This is a genomic window from Mesorhizobium sp. P2_A8 (assembly GCF_056404935.1).
On sequence record NZ_JBFUDB010000015.1, the window covers coordinates 1 to 20,546 of the forward strand.

The 20,546-nt window shown below is 60.8% G+C and carries 18 protein-coding genes and 1 pseudogene; 9 read left to right on the forward strand and 10 right to left on the reverse strand.

Going from position 1 to position 20,546, the window contains the following annotated elements; all coding sequences use genetic code 11:
- The 4 genes from AC1D10_RS33515 to AC1D10_RS33530 form a co-directional block, all read right to left on the reverse strand.
- The coding region (locus AC1D10_RS33515) for a VCBS domain-containing protein (protein ID WP_477279305.1) at positions 1 to 1,190 on the reverse strand (1,190 nt) is incomplete at its 3' end.
- Between the two features lie 690 nt (positions 1,191 to 1,880).
- Positions 1,881 to 2,705 carry an alpha/beta hydrolase gene (locus AC1D10_RS33520; protein WP_477279307.1) on the reverse strand — a complete coding sequence of 275 codons (825 nt, stop codon included), beginning with the start codon at positions 2,703 to 2,705 and terminating at the stop codon, positions 1,881 to 1,883.
- Positions 2,702 to 4,183: an NAD-dependent succinate-semialdehyde dehydrogenase gene (locus tag AC1D10_RS33525; protein ID WP_477279483.1), complete on the reverse strand. Its 1,482-nt coding sequence runs from the start codon at positions 4,181 to 4,183 to the stop codon at positions 2,702 to 2,704. The genes AC1D10_RS33520 and AC1D10_RS33525 overlap by 4 nt, the downstream gene beginning before the upstream one ends.
- A 25-nt stretch (positions 4,184 to 4,208) precedes the next feature.
- Positions 4,209 to 5,438: an iron-containing alcohol dehydrogenase gene (locus AC1D10_RS33530; RefSeq protein ID WP_477279309.1), complete on the reverse strand. Its 1,230-nt coding sequence runs from the start codon at positions 5,436 to 5,438 to the stop codon at positions 4,209 to 4,211.
- A gap of 171 nt (positions 5,439 to 5,609) precedes the next feature.
- Between AC1D10_RS33530 and AC1D10_RS33535 the strand changes: the two genes are divergently transcribed.
- From AC1D10_RS33535 to AC1D10_RS33550, 4 genes and pseudogenes are all read left to right on the forward strand, one after another.
- The gene (locus AC1D10_RS33535; protein ID WP_477279311.1) at positions 5,610 to 6,308 is read left to right on the forward strand and encodes a GntR family transcriptional regulator; all 699 of its coding nucleotides are present in this window, start codon (positions 5,610 to 5,612) and stop codon (positions 6,306 to 6,308) included.
- 165 nt (positions 6,309 to 6,473) lie between these two features.
- The gene (locus AC1D10_RS33540; protein ID WP_477279313.1) at positions 6,474 to 7,067 is read left to right on the forward strand and encodes a DJ-1/PfpI family protein; all 594 of its coding nucleotides are present in this window, start codon (positions 6,474 to 6,476) and stop codon (positions 7,065 to 7,067) included.
- Between the two features lie 68 nt (positions 7,068 to 7,135).
- A pseudogene (locus AC1D10_RS33545) lies at positions 7,136 to 7,316 on the forward strand (dehydrogenase); the annotation flags it as partial.
- A gap of 257 nt (positions 7,317 to 7,573) precedes the next feature.
- Complete coding sequence (locus AC1D10_RS33550) at positions 7,574 to 8,470, forward strand: aminoglycoside phosphotransferase family protein (protein WP_477279315.1); 897 nt, start codon at positions 7,574 to 7,576, stop codon at positions 8,468 to 8,470.
- A gap of 383 nt (positions 8,471 to 8,853) precedes the next feature.
- On the opposite strand, the gene AC1D10_RS33555 is transcribed toward AC1D10_RS33550, so the two are convergent.
- The 6 genes from AC1D10_RS33555 to AC1D10_RS33580 all read right to left on the reverse strand — a co-directional run bounded on the left by AC1D10_RS33555 (position 8,854) and on the right by AC1D10_RS33580 (position 15,326).
- Entirely contained in the window at positions 8,854 to 9,594 is a 741-nt protein-coding gene (locus tag AC1D10_RS33555) for a ribonuclease activity regulator RraA (RefSeq protein WP_477279317.1), read from the reverse strand.
- 23 nt (positions 9,595 to 9,617) lie between these two features.
- Positions 9,618 to 10,781, reverse strand: a complete 1,164-nt coding sequence (locus AC1D10_RS33560) for a mandelate racemase/muconate lactonizing enzyme family protein (RefSeq protein ID WP_477279319.1) — start codon at positions 10,779 to 10,781, stop codon at positions 9,618 to 9,620.
- Positions 10,782 to 10,813: 32 nt separating this feature from the next.
- Entirely contained in the window at positions 10,814 to 11,911 is a 1,098-nt protein-coding gene (locus AC1D10_RS33565; protein WP_477279321.1) for an ABC transporter ATP-binding protein, read from the reverse strand.
- Positions 11,912 to 11,921: 10 nt separating this feature from the next.
- The gene (locus AC1D10_RS33570) at positions 11,922 to 12,812 is read right to left on the reverse strand and encodes a carbohydrate ABC transporter permease (RefSeq protein ID WP_477279323.1); all 891 of its coding nucleotides are present in this window, start codon (positions 12,810 to 12,812) and stop codon (positions 11,922 to 11,924) included.
- Positions 12,809 to 13,768, reverse strand: coding sequence for a carbohydrate ABC transporter permease (locus AC1D10_RS33575; protein ID WP_477279325.1), 960 nt, complete (start codon positions 13,766 to 13,768; stop codon positions 12,809 to 12,811). Before AC1D10_RS33575 ends, AC1D10_RS33570 begins: the two co-directional genes overlap by 4 nt.
- Before the next feature lie 79 nt (positions 13,769 to 13,847).
- On the reverse strand, positions 13,848 to 15,326 hold the full coding sequence (locus tag AC1D10_RS33580) for an ABC transporter substrate-binding protein (RefSeq protein ID WP_477279485.1): 1,479 nt from the start codon (positions 15,324 to 15,326) through the stop codon (positions 13,848 to 13,850).
- 215 nt (positions 15,327 to 15,541) lie between these two features.
- Between AC1D10_RS33580 and AC1D10_RS33585 the strand changes: the two genes are divergently transcribed.
- From AC1D10_RS33585 to AC1D10_RS33605, 5 genes are all read left to right on the forward strand, one after another.
- Entirely contained in the window at positions 15,542 to 16,252 is a 711-nt protein-coding gene (locus AC1D10_RS33585; protein WP_477279327.1) for a GntR family transcriptional regulator, read from the forward strand.
- A gap of 54 nt (positions 16,253 to 16,306) precedes the next feature.
- Positions 16,307 to 17,473: a mandelate racemase/muconate lactonizing enzyme family protein gene (locus tag AC1D10_RS33590; protein WP_477279329.1), complete on the forward strand. Its 1,167-nt coding sequence runs from the start codon at positions 16,307 to 16,309 to the stop codon at positions 17,471 to 17,473.
- 49 nt (positions 17,474 to 17,522) lie between these two features.
- Positions 17,523 to 18,881 carry a mandelate racemase/muconate lactonizing enzyme family protein gene (locus AC1D10_RS33595; protein ID WP_477279331.1) on the forward strand — a complete coding sequence of 453 codons (1,359 nt, stop codon included), beginning with the start codon at positions 17,523 to 17,525 and terminating at the stop codon, positions 18,879 to 18,881.
- A gap of 105 nt (positions 18,882 to 18,986) precedes the next feature.
- Positions 18,987 to 19,313 carry an NIPSNAP family protein gene (locus tag AC1D10_RS33600; RefSeq protein WP_477279333.1) on the forward strand — a complete coding sequence of 109 codons (327 nt, stop codon included), beginning with the start codon at positions 18,987 to 18,989 and terminating at the stop codon, positions 19,311 to 19,313.
- Between the two features lie 9 nt (positions 19,314 to 19,322).
- The gene (locus AC1D10_RS33605) at positions 19,323 to 20,522 is read left to right on the forward strand and encodes a mandelate racemase/muconate lactonizing enzyme family protein (protein WP_477279335.1); all 1,200 of its coding nucleotides are present in this window, start codon (positions 19,323 to 19,325) and stop codon (positions 20,520 to 20,522) included.
- Positions 20,523 to 20,546: the final 24 nt, after the last annotated feature.

Below are 20,546 nucleotides of genomic sequence, written 5' to 3' on the forward strand. Positions count from 1 at the left end.
GTCGAGATGTCGGCCGCATCATTGGTCTCTGTGAGGTTCACAGATGCCGAGGACAAGACGGCGGCGTCGTTGGTGCCGAGAATGTCGATGTGGACCGAGGTGTGGGTGCCGTCGGCGCTGACCACATCGAAGTCCTCGATGTAATGCTGGCCGTCGACGAACTCATTGTGGGCCGAGCTCGCGGCATAAGACCAGTTGCCGTCGGCATCGATCGAGAAGGTACCGAAGCTGCCGGCGGTAGCGGCCTGGGCGACGAAGTGCGGATCGCTGTCGACATCCGAGATGGTCAGCGTGCCGTTGGTGCTGATTGCTGCCGCCGTGTTGCCTTCAGTCAGGTTGACCGAAGCGGACGAGAGCACCGCAGCGTCGTTGGTGCCTGTGATATTGACGACAATATTGTAGGTGGCGGTTCCGTCCGCCGATTTCACCGTCAGAGTGTCGGTGACATGCTGGTCTTGCGTCAGCGGGTCGGCAAGCGCCTGGTTGAGCGCATAGGTCCACGCACCGGTCGTCGTATTGAAGGCGAAGGTGCCATAGGTGCCCTGGAGACTTGCCGGGTTCTGGAAATGGTTCTGATTGATATCGACATCCGTCAGGATCAGCTGTCCGTGAGCGCTGGGCTCGTTGAGCGTTCCGTTGCTGACGCCGCCGGCTTCGACCACAGTCTGGTCAGCGCCTGCGGCCGCGGTGATCGTCGCGCCATCATTGCTGCCCTGAATGTTGACCGACACGCTGGCCCAGCTCAGCGTTCCATTGCCGAGCTTGATCGCATAGGTGAACGTCTCGTGGATGCTGTCAGTAGCACCCATGGCCTGCAGGCTGGCGAAGCCATGTTGCTGCAGATACTGGCTAAGGTTCATCTCGACCTTGCCATTGTTGATGCGGATGAAGACGCCCCCGCCAATGTCCTCCCAGGCAGAGACGCCGCTCACTTGGGCGTCCGCCGTCGTCAGGTCGATCGGCGCGTATTGCTTGGTGGCAGTCGAGGCGGAAGTCCCGTCGTCAATCGAATAGAGGGTCTTTGCGTTTCCACCCAGATCATTCTGCATCACGTCCAGCAGGATGATGGACTGAGCTGCCGAGACGATGACAACCGTGTCCTCGGTGTAGTTGAGAACGTCGTCCTTCGCCTGCGGCGTGTTGGAGAACGACGTCGTGGTGCCACCGGCTCCGGTGATCTGAGTAGCCATTTTTTTACCCCTGTTGTTTAACGACAGACGCCCCCGCGCCTGTCGACCGTATTGAAAGACCAGCCGCTTCCTACCGAAAAATCATTGCGCGCCTGACATGCAGATTCCGGCAGACATCAATCCTGTCAGCGCACCCGAAAGCCCCAACACTGTCGCCTTGCGACAGCCAGCACATTGCGTGGCCGGTCGCGGGCGAGTGGTGGCTCAAATGATGATGGCTACGACGATACCCTTCGCCGCGCTGTGTTTCCCAAGCCCAATGGCGTCGTCTAACTCGTTGTTGCATGTCGAGTGTAGTTTTGTGCGACGCTTATATTAGGGGATTATTAACTCTCTTGGGGGGGGCGTCAACGTCCAACTTAGCGGAACAGTTAATGGCTGACCAAAATAGCCCTGCGGTCGTACCGGCTGGAGGAATGGTGATACGCCATTCATCGGCTGACCCGCGCCCTTCCTTCAGGTGAAATGCGCTATCACTTGGCTTTGAAGGAACGGAGGCGGTTCGAGCTAGGTGGCTTGTCGTCGTGATGAGTGGACCATCACGCCCGTGCCGACGCGATGGTCCTCCGTTTCCACCCGCCGCCAGACAGACCAATTGACGGCGGCATGGCAGTCCAATTATTTCAAGCTTGAACTGTTTTATCCCAGCCGCTGGCGGAAGCGCGACGTTTGTTGATCAGTCGCCAGGGGTCAGGTGGTCGCGAGGCGGGCCAACAGTGACGCGGCATCGGTGCCCGCCACGCCAAGGTCGCGGACGCTGCTCATGTGATTGGCCGCCGAAAGGGTGGTGCGTGAAACAGCCAGCCCTTGTTTTTCCAGGTGGTTCGCGAAGACCGTGGCCTGGCTGTGGAAGGGCGGCGTTTCATCGGCGCCGACCGAGATCTCTATGGTCACGGATGGATCGAAGCTGTGGTTGATCGGCGAGAACCGGCGGGCTTCTTCGTTGGTGATCGCGATCTCGGCGGCAAGGAACGACATCTGCAATGGCTTCAGGTCGTAAAGGCCGCCGAGCAGCAGCGCAGCTTTGATGCCGGAAGGCCGGTTGTCGCCGTCGAAAAGCAGTGTTGCCAGATGCGCGCCGGCGGAATGACCGCTGACGGTCAACAGGTTGGGATCGCCGCCATGGTCTGCGATATGGTCAAGCACCCATCGCTTGGCGCGGCGCACCTGGTCGACGATCCTGGCCATCCTGACTGCCGGCATCAGCGCATAGTCGACAATGATTGCGATCGCGCCTGCGTTCGTAACGGTCTCGGCGACATGGGAATAATCACGCTTGGAGAACATGCGCCAGTAGCCGCCATGGATGAACATGTGCACCGGCAGGCGGTCCCGTTTGCCCTCGGGAAAGAACAGATCGATGGTTTCGGTGGCGTCATCTCCGTAGGCGACATCGGCGATCATTGAAACATTCGCCCTGGTATCCTCGCTTCTGCGCACCATCTCGGCGACGATGTCGTCGAACTCGACCACGTGGTCGCGAATGCGAAACGGATCCTTGGCGTGCCCGCTCATAGGGTTACGGCGATGTACTTCGCCTCCATGAACTCGGCAACGCCATGCTTCTGACCGCCTTCGCGGCCCAGCCCGCTCTGCTTGACCCCGCCGAAAGGAGCCGCCGGATCCGACATCAGGCCGCGGTTCAGGGCGATCATCCCCGACTCGATCTTCGACGCCACGCGCATCCCCCGGGCCAGGTCACGCGTGTAGACGTAGGCCGCGAGACCGTATTCGGTGTCATTGGCCCTGGCGATGGCGTCTGCCTCGCAGTCGAAGCGCATGACCGGAGCCACCGGACCGAATATTTCCTCGTGGAGCATTGCGGCGTCGGAAGGCACGTCGCGAAGCACCGTCGGCGGGTAAAAGTAGCCTTTGCCTTCGGCGATCGCTCCTCCGCACAGAACCCTGGCGCCACGGGCGACCGCGTCCTGGACGAGCCGGTCGATGTTGTGCACCGCCTTCCTGGTGATCATCGGACCGCACTCGGTCTGCGAATCGGTGCCGGGCCCCATGGTGAGGGCGGCCATGCGTTTGCTCAACCCATCCGTGAAGGCATCGTGGATGCCGGCCTGCACGTAAAGCCTGTTGGCGGCCGTGCAGGCTTCGCCGGCGTTGCGCATCTTGGCCACCATCGCACCGTCGAGCGCTGCTTCCAGGTCGGCGTCGTCGAAGACAATGAACGGTGCGTTGCCGCCAAGCTCCATGGAACAGGAAATGACGTGTTTTGCGGCTGCGGCAAGGAGCGCGCGGCCGACGCCGGTCGAGCCGGTGAAGGACAGCTTTCGCACGCGTGGATCGGCCAGCATTGCCGCCGTGACCGGCCCGGGGGTCGAGGTCGTCAGGACGTTGACGACGCCGGGCGGCACGCCGGCTTCCTCGTAGAGCGCTGCAAGCGCGTAGGCCGTCAGCGGCGTCTCGCTGGCGGGCTTCAGGATCACTGTGCAGCCGGCCGCCAGCGCCGGCGCGATTTTGCGTGTCGCCATGGCGGCCGGAAAGTTCCATGGCGTGATGAGCACGCAAATGCCGATGGGCTGGTAGTCGACAATGATCCGGTTCGCACCCGAGGGCGCAAGGCCGAACTCGCCGCTGATGCGGACCGCCTCCTCGGCATTCCAGCGAAAAAACTCTGCCGCGTAGGCTATTTCACTGCGCGCATCGCGCAGCGCCTTGCCGTTCTCCAGCGAGATCAGCGCAGCCAATATCTCCGCCCGTTCGGTCATCAGTTCGAAGCAGCGCCGCAGGATTTCCGAACGCCTGCGTGGCGGAGTCTCCCGCCAGCCGTCCGCTGCCTTCGCGGCCGCGTCTACAGCTGAGGCCCCGTCGGCAAGCGTGGCATCGGGAACCGCCGCGATCACGGCTTCGGTTGATGGATCGACTACTTCGATCACACGGCCCTCTGACGAGGGCTGCCAGCGTCCGCCAATGTAGAGACCGTGCGAGGCCGTGGCGTAGTCGAACATGTCTTGATCCTCGTCGGATATGCCTGCGGCCATATTCATGGGATGAGCTCCTGATCGATCACATCATCGTGGCGGACATGTCGCCGTCATAAGCACACCTGACCAGCCGTCGCATCTGGGCGAGGTCAAACGGACGCGGATTGTTCTTGATCAGCCGGTCGATGCCGAGCGCCTGCTCAGCCGTCCAGTCGATCTTGTCCTCCGGAAGACCAAGTTCAGCCAATGTCGGTGTGATGCCGATGGCACCAAACAGCCGGCTCACCTCACTTATGGTGGCATGCGCCAGTACATAGGCATCGTCGCCGCTCTGCTGGGGAAGTCCGAGCGCGGCTCCGACTTCGGCAATCTCCGCAGCCACGGCGGGAAGGTTGTAGGTCATCACATATGGCAGCATGGTGGCGACGCCCAGACCATGTGGAGTATGGGTAAGCGCTCCGACGGGATACTGCACCGCATGCGCAGCGGCCGTTCCCGCCGTGCCGAATGCGCAGCCTGCGGCCATCGCTCCCATCATGACGTCGGCGCGCGCATTCTCATCCGATCCATCGCAATATGCCTTTTCCAGACTGCGACCGAGCAGCCTGATAGCCAGAAGCGCGAAATGGTCGGTCAAAGCGCTCTTGCCGATGAAGACATGCTGCTGCGGCAAATTCGGATCAGCGCCGCGTTTGCCCGCTGTGAAGGCCTCGATTGCGTGTGTCAGCGCGTCGGCGCCGGCGATCGCCGTCAGAGACGGCGGACAGGTCGCCGTCAGATCCGGGTCGCAAAGCGCCACAGCGGCGATGAGATGAGGACTTGCTATGCCTACTTTCAACGTCCGGTCCGGGTCGGAGATCACGGCTACGGGGGTCACCTCGGAGCCTGTCCCCGCCGTAGTCGGCACTGCGATCACGGGAAGGGTAGGGCCCGGTACCTTGAACTCGCCATAGTAGTCCTGAAGCCTGCCGCCATGGCTGAGCAGAAGTGCTGCGCTCTTGGCCATATCGAGGCAACTGCCCCCGCCGATTCCGATCACCATGTCCGGCTTGTAATCCTTCGCCTCAGCAATGCAGGCGGCGACGCTGTCGCGAGGCACATCCGGCAACGTTCGATCGTAGACCAGTGTGTCTATTGCAGCTTTGTGCAAGCCAGCAAGAATTTCGGCGAACTGCGATGTCGCCGCGAAACGCTCGTCGGTGCAGACGAACGCGCGTCGCCCAAATTTGGCGGCGACGTCAGGCAGCACGTGGCGCTGGCCTTTGCCGAACAGAATCTCGCGCGGCAGGCGCGCCGCTGCAAACAAGGCCATGCACAGGGTCCTTCGACGACGGATTGGGCCAGAGAATTAGCTTAGTCCAGGAGACCGGTCCCGACGCTCCGGGTCATTCTCATGCGATATCCTCTATAAAATCGTATAGGATATAGGATTGAATTGGTCGGAGCATCGTGTTAGTGAGCGCTTCTGTCAAGAGGCAAAGCAATGCAGCATCCGGACCTGACGGTTGACAATGAAGCCCGCCCGCCCGGCCATATTCAGCGCGCCAACAGCCTGGCTGGCGACGTTTACGAGGCAATCTTCGCGCAACTGATGTCATTGAGAATTGCTCCCGGGTCGCGCATTACCGTCGACAATCTCGTGAAGGAATTCAACGTCTCGCATACCCCCATTCGCGAAGCGCTTGGGCGGCTGGAGGGTGAGGGCCTTGTGGTGAAGACCCACCTGATCGGCTATCGGGCGGCCCCGCAAATCACCCGCCGGCGCTTTGACGAGCTCTACGAGCTGCGCCTTCTGCTTGAACCTGCTGCCGCGGCCAAAGCCACTGCCACACTGGACGACGAACGGCTGACCGTGCTGCAGGAGGCGGCTGGCGTCATGGCCCGACGGGTAGGCAAGGACGAACGCCTGCGTTATTCGAACTTCGCCCGGCAGGATGCGATCTTCCACGACAAGATCGTCGAGTTCGCCCAGAACGAGCTCATTCGAGAGACGCTGAATCACCAGCATACCCACTTCCATATCTTCCGCTTGATGTATCACTCGCGGGTGACCGAAGAGGCGCTCGACGAGCACGAGGCCATTCTCGCTGCTTTCTCCGCGGGCGATCCGGACGCCGCCGAAAAAGCCATGCGTGTGCACATCGAGAATTCGCGAGACCGGCTCCTGCCTGCGTTCGAGTAGCCAATGCGATGTCGCTTGTCCGGGGGCCGTCAAACTCGACTCGCTGATCACCAAGGCCAACAACAACGAACATTATTTCCCCGACTCCGTTCTGACCGATTTTTCGATCCCTAGCTGGCGAGGCGCCAAGCGCGCCTCGCCAGCCACAAGCCGAGAGGAAGACCCATGCCAGGCAAAAAAATCCTGATGCTGACCGGTGAGTTCACCGAGGAATATGAAATCTTCGTCTATCAGCAGGCGATGGAAGCGGTGGGACACACGGTTCATGTCGTGTGCCCCGACAAAAGCGCCGGAGACATCATCAAGACATCGCTGCACGATTTTGAGGGCGATCAGACCTACACCGAAAAGCCCGGTCACAATGTGCTGATCAACAAGACCTTTTCTGACGCCGAGAAGCAGCTGAGCCAATACGACGCCGTCTATTGCGCCGGCGGTCGTGGCCCCGAATACATCCGCACCGACAAGCGCGTGCAGGCGATGGTGCGCCATTTTCACGAGGCCAAAAAGCCGATCTTCACGATCTGCCATGGCGTCCAGATTCTGGTTGCGGTCGACGGCGTCGTCCGTGGCAAGAAGGTGGCGGCGCTCGCGGCTTGCGAGCCAGAGGTGACGCTGGCTGGCGGCACTTACATCGATCTATCCCCCACCGATGCCTATGTGGATGGGACGATGGTTTCGGCCAAGGGTTGGACCGCGCTTGCGGCATTCATCCGCGAATGCCTGAAGGTGCTGGGAACGGAAATCCGCCACGCCTGAGACTTTTGCCCCGACGCATTCCTGAGGGTATGCGTCGGTTTCCCTACGCGGTACCGACTTCCGTCGACAAACGGGAAATGATGCGGATCGGCAGCCGCAACGCGACGCACAGCGATTTCCAGCACGTCATTGCGCGCTGGAAATATACCAATCGATCAGCTCGTCACCCACCGCACGACCCTGCGTGACAGCCCCCGCGACATCGCGCTAGTGGCGCGGCAGAAGTCAGGTCTGATCAAGGCCGTTATCGACGGGCGGGACGAAGCTGACTTGCTCGGACACGATCATGATATCGCATGGCTGGTTCCTCGCATTTCGCCACTCCTCGAACTCTCCGCGGGGCTGGTGGAAACCCACGGGCTGTCGAGCGGCCATTGCAGCGGCCGAGAGGCCTGAGGCGACCCAAGACGGACATCTGGCCCTGCGTGGCTTCGCGGAAGCGGTCGTGCAATCGACGCTTGTATCCGTTATTTGGCGGGGAGGTGGTCGGGGAGACACCCAGTAGCATGATGCACAGCGATCAGATCCATGTCGATGCAGATATCGTTCGCGAGATGATCTTCGACCAGTTCCCAGAGTATCGCCACGAGCGGATCGAAGAGCTTGGCGCGATCGGTACGGTCAATGCAATCTTCAGGATTGGATCGAGTGTAGCGGCAAGATTCCCCCTGCGCGCAATGGAGCCAGCCGAGTGCGCCAATATGCTACGCAACGAAGCCGCGGCCATGACCGAGTTTGCTGCGTATTCTCCGTTTGCCTGTCCTCGACCGATCGGGCTTGGTCAGCCGGGTCCGCTCTATCCGTTGCCTTGGGCGATGCAGAGTTGGATTGAAGGTGACGTTGCCACGCACAATGGGCTTTCTGCTTCCACGACCTTCGCACTCGACATTGCCAACCTGATTGCGTCGCTACGTGCAGCGAACACACATGGCCGCCGTTTTGATGGGCAAGGGAGGGGCGGCAGTCTTCCTGACCACGACGACTGGATGTCGATCTGTTTCAAGAACAGCGAGGGTCTCTTGGACGTATCTCGGCTCCGTCGCATTTGGGCTCGGCTGCGTGAACTGCCGCCGTCCGGTATCGAGGTTATGAGCCACCGCGATCTTATTCCGGCCAACCTCCTCGTGCGTGGGGACCGCCTTGTTGGTGTGCTCGACAGCGGCAGCTTCGGACCGGCCGACCCGGCCTTGGATCTTGTTGCCGTATGGCATCTTTTTGATCGCAGTCAGCGCGAAACCGTGCGTACCCATCTTGGATCAAGCGAAGTCGAGTGGCAGCGCGGAGCGGCATGGGCCTTCCAGCAGGCAATGGGCTTGGTCTGGTATTACCGCATAACCAACCCCGCCATGAGTGCTCTTGGCCGCTCCACGCTCTGCCGCATTATCGACGATCTGGAAATCTGATCCGAACCTGGGCGTCCAGCCTGGAAGTGGTCCAAGAGAGCGAGCCGCTGCGCCAACATCTCATCACGATATACCGGGAGTGTGGCTTCAGCCCTTTAGTGAGTGCATCGCGCAGGCCCAGGGGAAATTGATAGCACGTTCACCCCCCGTATCTGGCGGAGTTTCTTCTTGCCTCCGGGAAAGGCGCGATCCTGCGCATGAAAGTGGAGCGTTCAGGCGAGCCGCTGAGACGGTTCAAGGATATCGCCTTCGCTACCGTTTTTGGCCCGCAGCGCGGCAATCTTCCGATCTGACACCGAGGCTGGCAAGAACGGACATGAGCCCCGCTTACCTGTCCGTCCAAGAATTACACGTGTACGAAGACACGGCCATCGTCCCGTCTATTAAGATTTGGAGTTGGCTTTTCGCCATTCCTCGTACTCTCCGCGGGCGTCGTCATGCAGCGGATAATAGCGTTGCAACGGGGCGCCCTGCATGAGCTTCTCTCGCGAGAACTCTTCCCAATCGTGATGCTTCTTCGATTCTTCAATCACTTTTGAGGCCATCGCGACTGGAACAACCACCACTCCGTCATCGTCGGCGACGATAACGTCGCCAGGGATCACCGTGACGCCGCCGCAGGCAATCGGAACGTTGACGGCGTTTGGATAGATGCTGGTCTGCACATGGTAGTTGGGCGTCCAGCCGCGCAGCCATAGGGGCAGATCGAGCTTGTCGACATTGGGCCGGTCGCGCATGCACCCGTCGATGACGATGCCAGCGCCGCCTCTGCCTTTGAAATAGGTCGACATCATATCGCCGAAGACACCCGAGCTCATGTCGCCGCGCGCGTCGACCACGACCACATCGCCCTCCTGCGCGTGATAGAGCACGTGCCGGTGCAACTGCGTCTCCGGGTCGGCGTATTCTCCCTCGCTGAAGAGGTCCGGCCGCTGCGGCAGGAACTGCAGCGTCAGCGCCGGCCCGACGATCGACTTCCCATGGTTCTGTGCCACCGGACCGACCATGTGCGGATTGCGGAAGCCCATATGCCCAAGCGTGCCGGCAACCGTCGCGGCGCCGATCTCCCTGAGCGCATCGATCAGATCTTTGGGCGGCCGCGTGATGTCGGGGGTATGCGTCATTGTGGACTCCGGTTGAAAGGAAGCTACCAGTTCGTAACAGAACCATCGCGGCGCTTGAGGTGAGGCGCTTCCCAGAAACGGAAACTCTCCGCCTGGATCGCCTCCTCATTGACCTCAACGCCCAGGCCCGGCAGGTCGCTGACCGGATAGTCGGGGCCGTCGAGTTGTGGTTGCACCGGGAAGAACTCGGAATTATCAAAGCCCAGCTTTCTTTCCGGCGCTCTGGTCTCGAGCCACGCGAAGTTGGGTACCGCGGCGGCGAGATGCACGGTCGCGGCCGTGCACACTGGACCAAGGGGATTGTGCGGCATCAGGTCCACATAGTGCGCCTCGCTCCAGCCAGCGACCTTCATCGCCTCGGTGAACCCGCCGACATTGCAAATATCGAGCCGGTTGAACTGATGGATGCCGCGCTCGATGTAGGGAAGGAACTGCCACTTGCTGGCAAATTCCTCGCCGATGGCAAAGGGGATGTCGGTCATCGTACGTAGGGATTCGTAGGCCTCCGGTGTCTCGTCGCGTATCGGCTCCTCGAGGAAATCGAGCACGCCGCGGCCGAGCTTGTTGCAGAAGCTCGCCGCCTCTGCCACCGACAGCCGATGATGATAGTCGATGCCAAGCACGACGTCGTCGCCCAGCGCCGCGCGCGCCTTGTTCAGCATGGTCGCGGTAACGCCAATCGACTCGCGAGGCTCGAAGATGTCCTTGCTGCTTTGCCCGACGGGGAAGAAGCGGATCGCCTGCCATCCCTGTGCGCGCAGTTCGCGGGCTCGTTCGATGGCAACATCGCCCTCGGCCTCGTCTCCGGTCGAGGCGAAGGTGGGGATGCGGTCGCGCTGCTTGCCGCCGAGCAGTTGGTAGACCGGCACTCCCAGCGCCTTGCCCTTGATGTCGTGAAGGGCGATGTCGATGGCGGAAATCGCCGCCTGCAGAACGCGCCCGCCTTCGAAGTACTGGCTGCGATAGACTTCCTGCCAGATCCGCCCGATCTGCATGGGATCGCGGCCGATGAGAAACTCGCGATAGTGCTCGACCGCGCCGGCCACGGCCCTCTCGCGACCGCTCAAGCCACTCTCGCCCCAGCCGAAAATGCCATGGTCGGTCTCGACCTTGACGAGCATCTGGTTGCGCGTTCCCACCCACACCGGATAGGGCTTGATCGCGGTGATCTTAAGCTTCGTAGTCATCCACGCCCACGTTCCAAAAGCATCTATAGGTGTCAGTCGGTCTTGAGTGCCATTTCAGTCTCGCCGTCGAACAGATGCATGCGCTCCTGGTCGAACTCGAGCCAGATCTGCTCGTCGGGCGCGACGGCAATGGTCGGCGGCACGCTGACGTTGACGATGGCGCCGGACAGGAACGCCTGCACGAAGGTGACGTCTCCGGTCGGCTCCACCGTGTAGGCCTTTGCCGGGACGCTGCCTGGCACCGCACTCTTGTGGAGCTTGATTGTTGAGTGACGTGCGCCGAGCACGACTTTCTTGGTCGTTGCCCCCGCGACTTTCTGGGCGTTGCGCGGCGAGAGCTCGAGGCTCCAGCCCTCCGCGCTGGTCAACACGGTGTTGCCGTTCGCTGTCGATGCCTGCAGCGGAATAAGGCTCATCGCCGGGCTGCCGATGAAGCTTGCGACGAACATGTTCATCGGATGGGCAAAGACCTGCGCCGGTGAATCGTATTGCTGCAGGAAGCCGCCGTTCATCACCGCCATCTTGTCGGCCATGGTCACGGCTTCGAGCTGGTCGTGCGTCACATAGATGATCGTCGCCTTGAGGTCCTGGTGGAAGCGCTTGATCTCCGACCGCATCTGCACGCGCAGCTTGGCATCGAGGTTGGAGAGCGGCTCGTCCATGAGGAACACGGCCGGGTCGCGGACGAGGGCACGGCCCAGGGCCACACGCTGCTGCTGCCCGCCGGAAAGTTCGCGCGGCTTGCGCTCGAGCAGGTGCGTCATGTCGAGCACTCGCGCCGCGTCCTTGACCTTCTTGTCGATTTCGTCCCTGGGCAGTTTTCGCATCTGCAGCGGGAACGCCAGGTTCTTGTAGACCGACTTCTGCGGATAGAGCGCATAGTTCTGGAACACCATCGCGATGTCCCGGTCCTTGGGGTCGAGGTCGTTGACCACCCGGTCGCCGATGACGATGTCGCCCGACGTGATCGGGATCAGCCCGGCGACGAGATTGAGCGTGGTTGTCTTGCCGCAGCCTGAAGGACCGACGAGCGCAACGAACTCGCCGTCATTGACCGTCAGCGAAACATTGTTGACAGCTTTGAAGCTGCCATAGGTCTTGACGAGATCTTTGAGGACCACGTGGGCCATCGGCAACTCCCTAGTGTTTGACCGCGCCTTCTGTAAGGGCGCGTACGAAGTATCGCTGCAGGACGAGGAACAACACGACGACGGGCACGCTCATCATGAAGCTGGCCGCCATCAGCCCCGGAAAGTCCGTCGTGTTTTCCGAGAAGAAGCGCTGGATGCCGACCGGCAGGGTCAACTGCTCGTTCTTGGAGAGGAAGGTGTAGGCGTAGATGTACTCGTTCCACGCGCCGATGAAGGAATAGATCGCGGTGGCGATGATTCCGGGCGTCGAAAGCGGCATCACGATCAGGATGAAGGCCTGGAACCGCGTTGCCCCGTCAATGCGCGCCGCCTGCTCGAGCTGCACCGGGATGTTGTCGTAGAAGCCCTTGAGTAGCCAAATCGCCAGCGGCAGGCCGAAAGTGAGATAGGTGAGGATCAGCGAGCCATGCGTGTTCACCAGCCCGAGCATTCGCATCAGTATGAACAGCGGAACGAGAAAGATCACCGCCGGGAACATGTTGCGCAGCAGCACGGCGAAGAACAGGAAGTTCCGGCCGGGGAAACGGAAGCGCGAAAACGCGTAGGCGGCAGGGACAGCCACGATCACCGAAAGGACTGTCGTGACCGTGGACACGAAGAGGCTGTTCCAGAAGAAGCGGAGGAAGTCCTGGCCGACGCTGTTCTGCGGATCGAGCAGCTTCTGGTAGCTGGCGAGGGTAGGCTCGTCTGGCCACCATTGCGGCGGGAATTGCATCGCCGCGAAGCCGGACTTGATCGAAGTGATCAGCATCCAGATCATCGGCAACGCGGTGTAAAGCAGCATGAACACAAGGAAGATGCGCCCGGCCCATCGCCATCCGTCGACGCGCATGCGGCGACGGGTCTGAACCCGAGGGGCTGTCTTGGCAATCGTGCTCATGCGCTCCCCTCTTTCCGTTCGTTGCCGCTTAGCGCACGGACATAGAAGTAGCCCAGCGTCATCAGGATGAGGAACAGGAGCACCGAATAGGCCGATGCCACGCCCCAGAGCTGTCGTCCGAAGGCGAGCTCATAAATGTGGGTGATCCAGATATGCGATGCGTTGGACGGCCCGCCGCCGGTCATGATCCAGGGGATGATGAAGGAATTGAAGTTGGCCACTGCGAGCAGCAGGATGGTCACCGTCGAGACGCTGCTCAGATGCGGGAAGGTTACGTGCCAGAAGCGCTGCCACGCACTGGCCCCGTCGACTTTTGCGGCGCTCAGCAGCTGTTCGGGGACCGTCTGCAGGCCGGCCATCATCATGATCATGGCAAACGGAAACTCGCGCCAGATATTGACGACGATCAGGGAGGGCAGCACCGTGCTGACGTTGTCGATGAAATTCGGCGGTCGGTCGGCCAATCCGAGGCCGACCAGCACCGCACCGATGACCCCGAAGTCCGAATGGTAGATCCACTTCCAGATGTAGGAGGCGGCGACGGCGCTGATAACCCAGGGAATGATCAGGATAGCGCGCAGGACGCCACGGCCGATAAAGTCGCGGTGGAGCGCCAGCGCGCAGCCAAACCCCAGGACGAAGGAGATGAAAGTCGATGCCAGTGTCCAGATCATCGTGTTCCAGGTGACTTTCCAGAACACGGGACTGGTGAGGATGTTCGTGTAGTTGTTGAAGCCGACGTAGATCTTGTCGCGCAGCTGTAGGCCAGGCGGCGTCTTAAAAAATGACAGTTCGATTGTGTAATAGATCGGATAGGCGATGACGATGAGCATCACGGCGATCGCCGGGAGCACGTACGCGTAGTCGGCGCGATGCTCCCATATCTTCCACAGCACGCCGGACCAACCGGATTGCAATCTTCGGCGAGCCTCGGCCTTACCGGTCACGATCGTCACTGTGGCGCGCCCTTATTTTCTTTGGAACGAACCGGCTGCACCATCGGTGCGGCCGGTCGGATCGTATGTCGGGTTCAAACTAGAGTTTGCCCTCCACCAGGCTCTTTACCTTTTCGGCCGCGTCGTCTGCTGCCTGGTCGACGGTCATCGCTCCGGTCAGGGCGTTCTGCAACATGTCCGGGACGATGATGTTCATGATCTCGGGAGACTGCGGCAGCGCTGGAAACGGGATGCCGTATGGCAGCATCGACGTCGTGACATCGAGGAACTTGATGCTGTCCAGACGTTCCTTCATCCATTTGGTCTTGAAGCCGTTGAGGTTGCCCGGATTCGAGCCGGCGTAGGCCATCTTCAGCGACCATTCAGGGCTCGTCCACATGCAGATGATGGCCTTTGCAGCCGGCTCGTCCACCTTGCCGCCCTCGACATATTCGGGCTTCAGGATGTGAATGTTCGAGCCACCGAAGACGACGGCGCGCTTGCCGTCTGGGCCAGTCGGTATAAGGCCGTAGCGCATGTTGTCGATGACGGTCTGCGCCTTGTCCTTGTCGGTGCCCGTCGCCTTTTTCTGCAGGTCTAGCATGACGTTGTAGTCGGACGGGTGCGAGACCATCATGCCGAGTTGGCCGGCTAAGAACAGCGGCTGGTTATCGGCCTGCTGATTGGTGAGTGCTGACACCGGGACCGACTTGTCGCGAACATACATATCGTACGAGGCTTGCAGCGCCGCCTTGCTCTGCGGACTGTTGAGTTCGACCTCCTTATAGGTCGGGTTTGCTTTGGCTTCGTCGAAGACGCCGCCGCCATAGGCCCACAGCTGTGGCATGAATCGGTACGGCGTGTTGCCGGCATTCTTGCGAGCCACGAGGCCGTAGCCGGAAATGCCGAGCTTATCGTGAATTTGCTTGGAATACTTGACCACGTCGTCCCAGGTCGCCGGAGCCTTGTCCGGATCGAGGCCGGCTCGCTTGAAGATGTCGGCGTTCCAGATGAACGCCATCGTCTCGTTGTTGGTTGGAATACCGTAGGTCACCCCGTCCCAGGTCACCGCCTTCATGGCGCCGGGCCAGAAATCCTCGGTCGAATACCCCACATCCTCGGGCTTGAGCGGCTGCAGATAGCCCTTTGCGGCGAACTCGGTACCACCCAGGATTTGCAGGCGGACCGCCATCGGCGCAGCATTGCCAAGGAGCGCCGTGCGGAACTTGTCGAGGAGGTCGTTGTAGGTGAGGGCCTGTTCCTCGAGCTGGATGTTCGGATAGGTCTTGCGGAAGGTCTCGAAGAAATCCTTGTAGTACTGACGCAAGAGGTCGGGGTCGCCCTCGAACACGCCCTGATACCAGAAGGTCAGTCGCCCCTTGTAGTCGAGCGGGGTGACTTTGCCGCAATCGGCCGCCGTATCAAAATCCTGTGTGCCCGCAATGGAGCGCACATACTCCGGCGACCACTTGCTCAAATCGACCGGCGGCGCACCCAGCGCCGACGCGGACAGCGATACCACTAAAGCAGTGGAGACGGTGCCGCGCAGGACGGCACCACCGAGTGTAATCCTCGTCATAGGTATCCTCCAGGTTCTCTCCCATGCCGCTTTGCGTCGAGGCAAGCGGTCTTTGCTCGTTCGATCGCGGAACGCCTTGCTGTTCTGTGTATCCTTTCGAGCAATTTGTACGTTTTCAGATCGCGGATTGTCTGTCAACGCGTATAAATCGTACATTGTTTATGCAAACCGTGCGTGATATCGATTAAACTGTGTATTGATATGGGGAGCCGGCCTTGGCCGAAACAAGCGATTTTAAAGCAGAGCCACCCGCGGGGATTGACCCCATAGGGGCCTCCAGCGAGGGCGCCTCGCTTTATGAGCTGATCAGGGAAGACATCATTGAGGGGCGGCTCGCCGCCAACGAGCGGCTAGTGGTGACCGATCTCGCGCGGCGTCACGGCACCTCGACCAACCCCGTGCGCGAGGCTCTGCAGCTGTTGCGCGGGGAGGGCTTCGTCACCTTTGTCGCCAACCGCGGGGCTCGAGTCCGGCCCATAGATCAGGATTTTGTCCGGGATATCTACGAGATCGGAGTCCTGATCGAGCCAGCCCTGACGCGATGGTTTGTGAATATGGCCACCAGCGAGGACATTGCCGAACTCGAACGCATCCAGGGCCTGATTGAAGAGAACAACTTTGCCGACACGTTCAGGCACAGTGAGCTGGATACCGCCTTCCACACCGTGATGTACCAGCGGCACTACAACCGTCATGCCGCCGAGCTTTGGTGGAAGCATCGCGAAGTGCTGCGAGCCGTGAGCCGGCGTTTCAATTTCACGCTCGCACGGCGTGCCGCAATCCTTCGCGAGCATCGCGAACTCATCGCACTCGTGAAGGCGGGAGAGGCAGACAAGGCCGCCGACCTCATTGCCCGCCATGTCGAGGGTTCCGGCCGGCATGTTCTCGAACAGATGCGTGCGCGCAACGCCGCACGGGCCGGATAGAATCTCCAATCTGGAACGTCGTTAGCGTGACCATCAGATAAAGGTAGTTGAGAGATGAAAATCACGAGCGTTCGGCCGTGGCTGATCAAGTCCGATGCTTCATATTGGGGAGAGTACCTGTTTGTCGAAGTGACGACCGATGAGGGGGTGAGTGGTTGGGGAGAGATCACAACCACCACCAGGCTCGCCAACCGCGCTCTCTGCACGATCCTTCGGCAGATCGGCATCGCCGTGACCGGCGCGGATCCAGCGCGGATCGAGCACCTCTGGCACAAGATTTTCCGCAGCTTCACCTATATGGGCAGCCGCGGCGCAGCGGTCGAATGCGTGAGCGCAATCGACATCGCCCTCTGGGACATCAGGGGCAAAGTCCTTGGCAAGCCGATTTACGAACTGCTGGGCGGACCGGTACGCGATGAAATCGCGCTCTACACCCATCCCAACCAGGCCAAATTTACCAGCAAGGAGGCTGTGGTCCGCGAAATTCGAGACATCGTCGAGTCCGGACACACCGGGCTCAAGTTTGACCCTTTCCCCCACCAGGGTCGCACCGCAGATGGCCCGTCCCGCGAACAGCGGGACGGCTACCTCGATGGCAGCATGACCCGCAAGGACGAGCGAGAAGCGGCCGAACTCACGGCGCTGATCCGCGAAACGGCGGGGCCAGATGTCGACATCCTGATCGACGCGCATGGCCGCTTCGACGTTCCCACCGCCATTCGCCTGTGCCGTAGCCTCGAGGAAGCCGGCCAGATCGACTGGTTTGAGGAGCCTTGCCCGCCAGAGAGCCTCAACGCCCTCAAGCAGGTGCGTGAGAAGGTCAGTGCTGCCATCTCGTGGGGCGAGCGCGGCCACACAAAGTGGGATTTCGTGCCGGTGCTCGAGAACAAGCTCGCTGACTACATCATGCCTGACGTCACCTGGACCGGCGGCATTACCGAACTGAAGAAGATCTCCGCCCTGTGCGAAGCCTATTACATCCCGGTCTCGCCGCATGATGCCGCAGGGCCGATCAACGTGGTCGCGGGAGCGCAGGTGATGATGACCGTTCCCAACTTCTACAAGCTCGAAACATCCGAGTGGAACCTGGGCAAATACGATCACCTCATCGACAGACCGCTTGATGTTTCGAATGGCAGCCTCAAGCTGACGTCGAAGCCTGGTCTCGGTGTCGAGATGAACCGAGACTACCTGCAAGCCCATGAGATTGAGCTGAGTTAGCAACGCTCCATTTGGGGCGACAACCTCCCGATCAGAACGAGGACAAGTCATGCCAAAGACGGGTGGAGCCGGCGAGGCTCTCAATCGGGTCAACACGAACTCCAAACCATCCGACCTTCGCATCACCGACATGCGGGTGGCCGAAATCGTCGGTGCGCCATTCACCTCGGCGCTGCTCAAGATTTACACCAACCAGGGTCTCGTCGGGCTTGGCGAGGTGCGTGACGGCGCCAGCGCCACCTACGCGCTGATGCTCAAAAGCCGGCTGCTTGGCGAGAACCCTTGCGACATAGATCGGCTGTTTCGCCGCATCAAGCAGTTCGGCGGGCACGGTCGGCAAGCCGGCGGAGTCTCGGCGGTCGAGATCGCACTGTGGGACCTCGCAGGCAAGGCCTATGGCGTCCCGATCTACCAGATGCTCGGCGGCAAGTTCCGCGACAAGGTGCGCGTCTATTGCGATACCGACGCAGAGAAACCGAGCGGCACCGAAACCGGAAAGCGCCTCAAGGAGCGCATGAACCGCGGGTTCACCTTCCTCAAGATGGATCTGGGCTTGATGCAGATCGCCCATGTCGCCGGCGCCGTGACCGCGCCCGCAGGCGCACTCGAAGGGTTTCAGGCCAATCCGCGCGGCCGTGGCGGGGCGCTCGAGGAGCGCAAGGCGCGCAATCTCGCCTACGATGCGCAGAACGTGCAGCACCCGTTCACGGGCCTGCATTTCACCGAAAAGGGGATCGACCTGCTCGAGCAGTATATCCACGAGGTTCGCGAGGTGATCGGATACGAGATCCCGCTCGCCATTGACCACGTCGGCCACATCTCGCTGCAGGACGGCATACGCCTGTCGCGCCGTATCGAGAAATATGTTCCCGCCTGGCTAGAGGACGTGATTCCATGGCAATACACCGAACAGTACCGGCAGCTGCAGCAGGCTACCACGGTGCCGATCTGCACCGGCGAGGACATCTACCTCAAGGAGGGCTTCGGGCCCCTGCTCAAGAGCGGCGGCCTCTCCGTTATCCACCCGGACCTGCTCACCAGCGGAGGCATCCTGGAGACCAAGAAGATCGGCGATATGGCGCAGGATCACGGTGTCGCCATGGCGATCCATATGGCCGAAAGTCCGATCGCCGCAATGGCCGCCGCGCATGTCGCAACCGCGACCGAAAACTTCATGGCGCTCGAATACCACTCCGCCGATGTCGAGTGGTGGGACGACATCGTAACAGGCCTTCCCAAGCCCCTCGTCCAGGGCGGCTTCATCACCGTTCCGGACAAGCCGGGTCTGGGGATCGACGACGTCGTCGACGAGGTGATCGCCCAGCACCTGCAGCCTGGTGTCACCGGCATCTGGCAGCCCACGCATCACTGGGACGATGAGTATTCCTGGGACCGCACCTGGAGTTAGCCTAGACCCCCTGCCTTCATTCCCCCCAGGGCTCACAGGGCCAACGACCGACCATTCGTGTCGACCTCTCCCAAGGGAGAGGCAAAGAAAGAAACGGACGAAACCATGATCTACGAACTGCGTATCTATGACTGCCTGCCGGGCAGGCTGCCGGCTTTGCTCAAGCGCTTTTCCGACCAAACGCTGGCCATCTGGGAGAGGCATGGCATCCGCCAAGCCGGGTTTTTCACCACGGCGATCGGCGAAAACAACAATCGCCTCACCTATTTCATCGCCTGGGAATCGCTGGCCGAGCGTGAGGCGAAATGGGCGGCTTTCGTCACCGATCCGGCATGGCACAGGGCCCGGGACGAGTCTGAGCGCGACGGGCAGATCGTTGCCAATATCAGCAGCCAACTGCTCACGCCGACAGCTTTCTCGTCTGTGAAATAGAACTGCGCCATGAAGATCATTGACCTGCGCTGCGCTGTTATCGGCAAGCATCCGATCGTTCGCGTCGTCACCGATGAGGGCCTCTATGGGCTGGGTGAAGTCGAGTATACCAAAAGCTATCTCAAGCCCTTTGTGCTGCATTTCCGCGAGGCGCTGATCGGCGAGGATCCGACCGACGTCGAGCGGGTGATGCTGAAGATCCGCCAGCGCGGTTCGTTCAAGCCCTATGGCGCCGCGGTGAGCGCTATCGAGCATGCGCTGTGGGACATCGCCGGCAAGGCCGCGGGCGTGCCGGCCTACAAACTGCTCGGCGGCAAGGTGCGCGACAAGGTGCGCGTCTATAACGGCTCGATCCGCCAGAAGCGCTCGGGAGATCGGCCGGAGGATTATGCCGCTGATGTCAAATGGATGATGGAACAGCCGCAGAACTTCTTCATGGTCAAGCAGGGAATCTCATTCCACTCCAACATGAAGGACAGCATCGAGGGCTTCCATTACGGCGTGACGCAGAAGAAGGCCGGCTATCACGGTGCCATGGATCAGGGCGTGATCAGCGAGCGTGGTTTCAATCACATGCTGGACTGCGTGATCGCGATGAAGGAAGTGCTGGGCGACACGGTCAGCCTGGCGCTCGACTGTGGCCCGGGCTGGATGCTGCCCGATGCGATCAAGTTCGCCCGTGCGGTCGAGAAGTACAATTTGATGTGGCTCGAGGACATGCTGACCGGTGACTACGTGCCCTGGGTCAATCCGCAGGCCTATCGGGAGCTGACGACCTCCACCTCGACGCCGATCCATACCGGCGAGCAGATTTACCTCCGGCACAATTTCAAGGAGCTGATCGAAACGCAGGCGGTGCGCGTCATCGGTCCGGACCCGGCCGACATCGGAGGCATCGCCGAGCTCAAATGGGTAGCCGAGCACGCCTATATGCACTCGATCCTGATGGCCCCGCACGGTACCGCAAACGGCCTGCTCGGCCTTGGCGCGCTGATTAACGTCTGCGCCACATTGCCCGCAAATTACATCGCGTTCGAGTATCCGAGCGCCTCCGACCCTTGGTGGGAGGATCTGGTAATCGGCTTGCCGCCGCAGATCGTGAAGGACAGCATGGTGGATCTGCTCGAAGCGCCGGGGTTGGGCCTCGATATCGACGCCGAAGCGGCCAGGAAATATCTCAGGGAAGAGGATACGGGCTTCTTCGACTGAAACCATCCTTGCAAGCCAAATAAG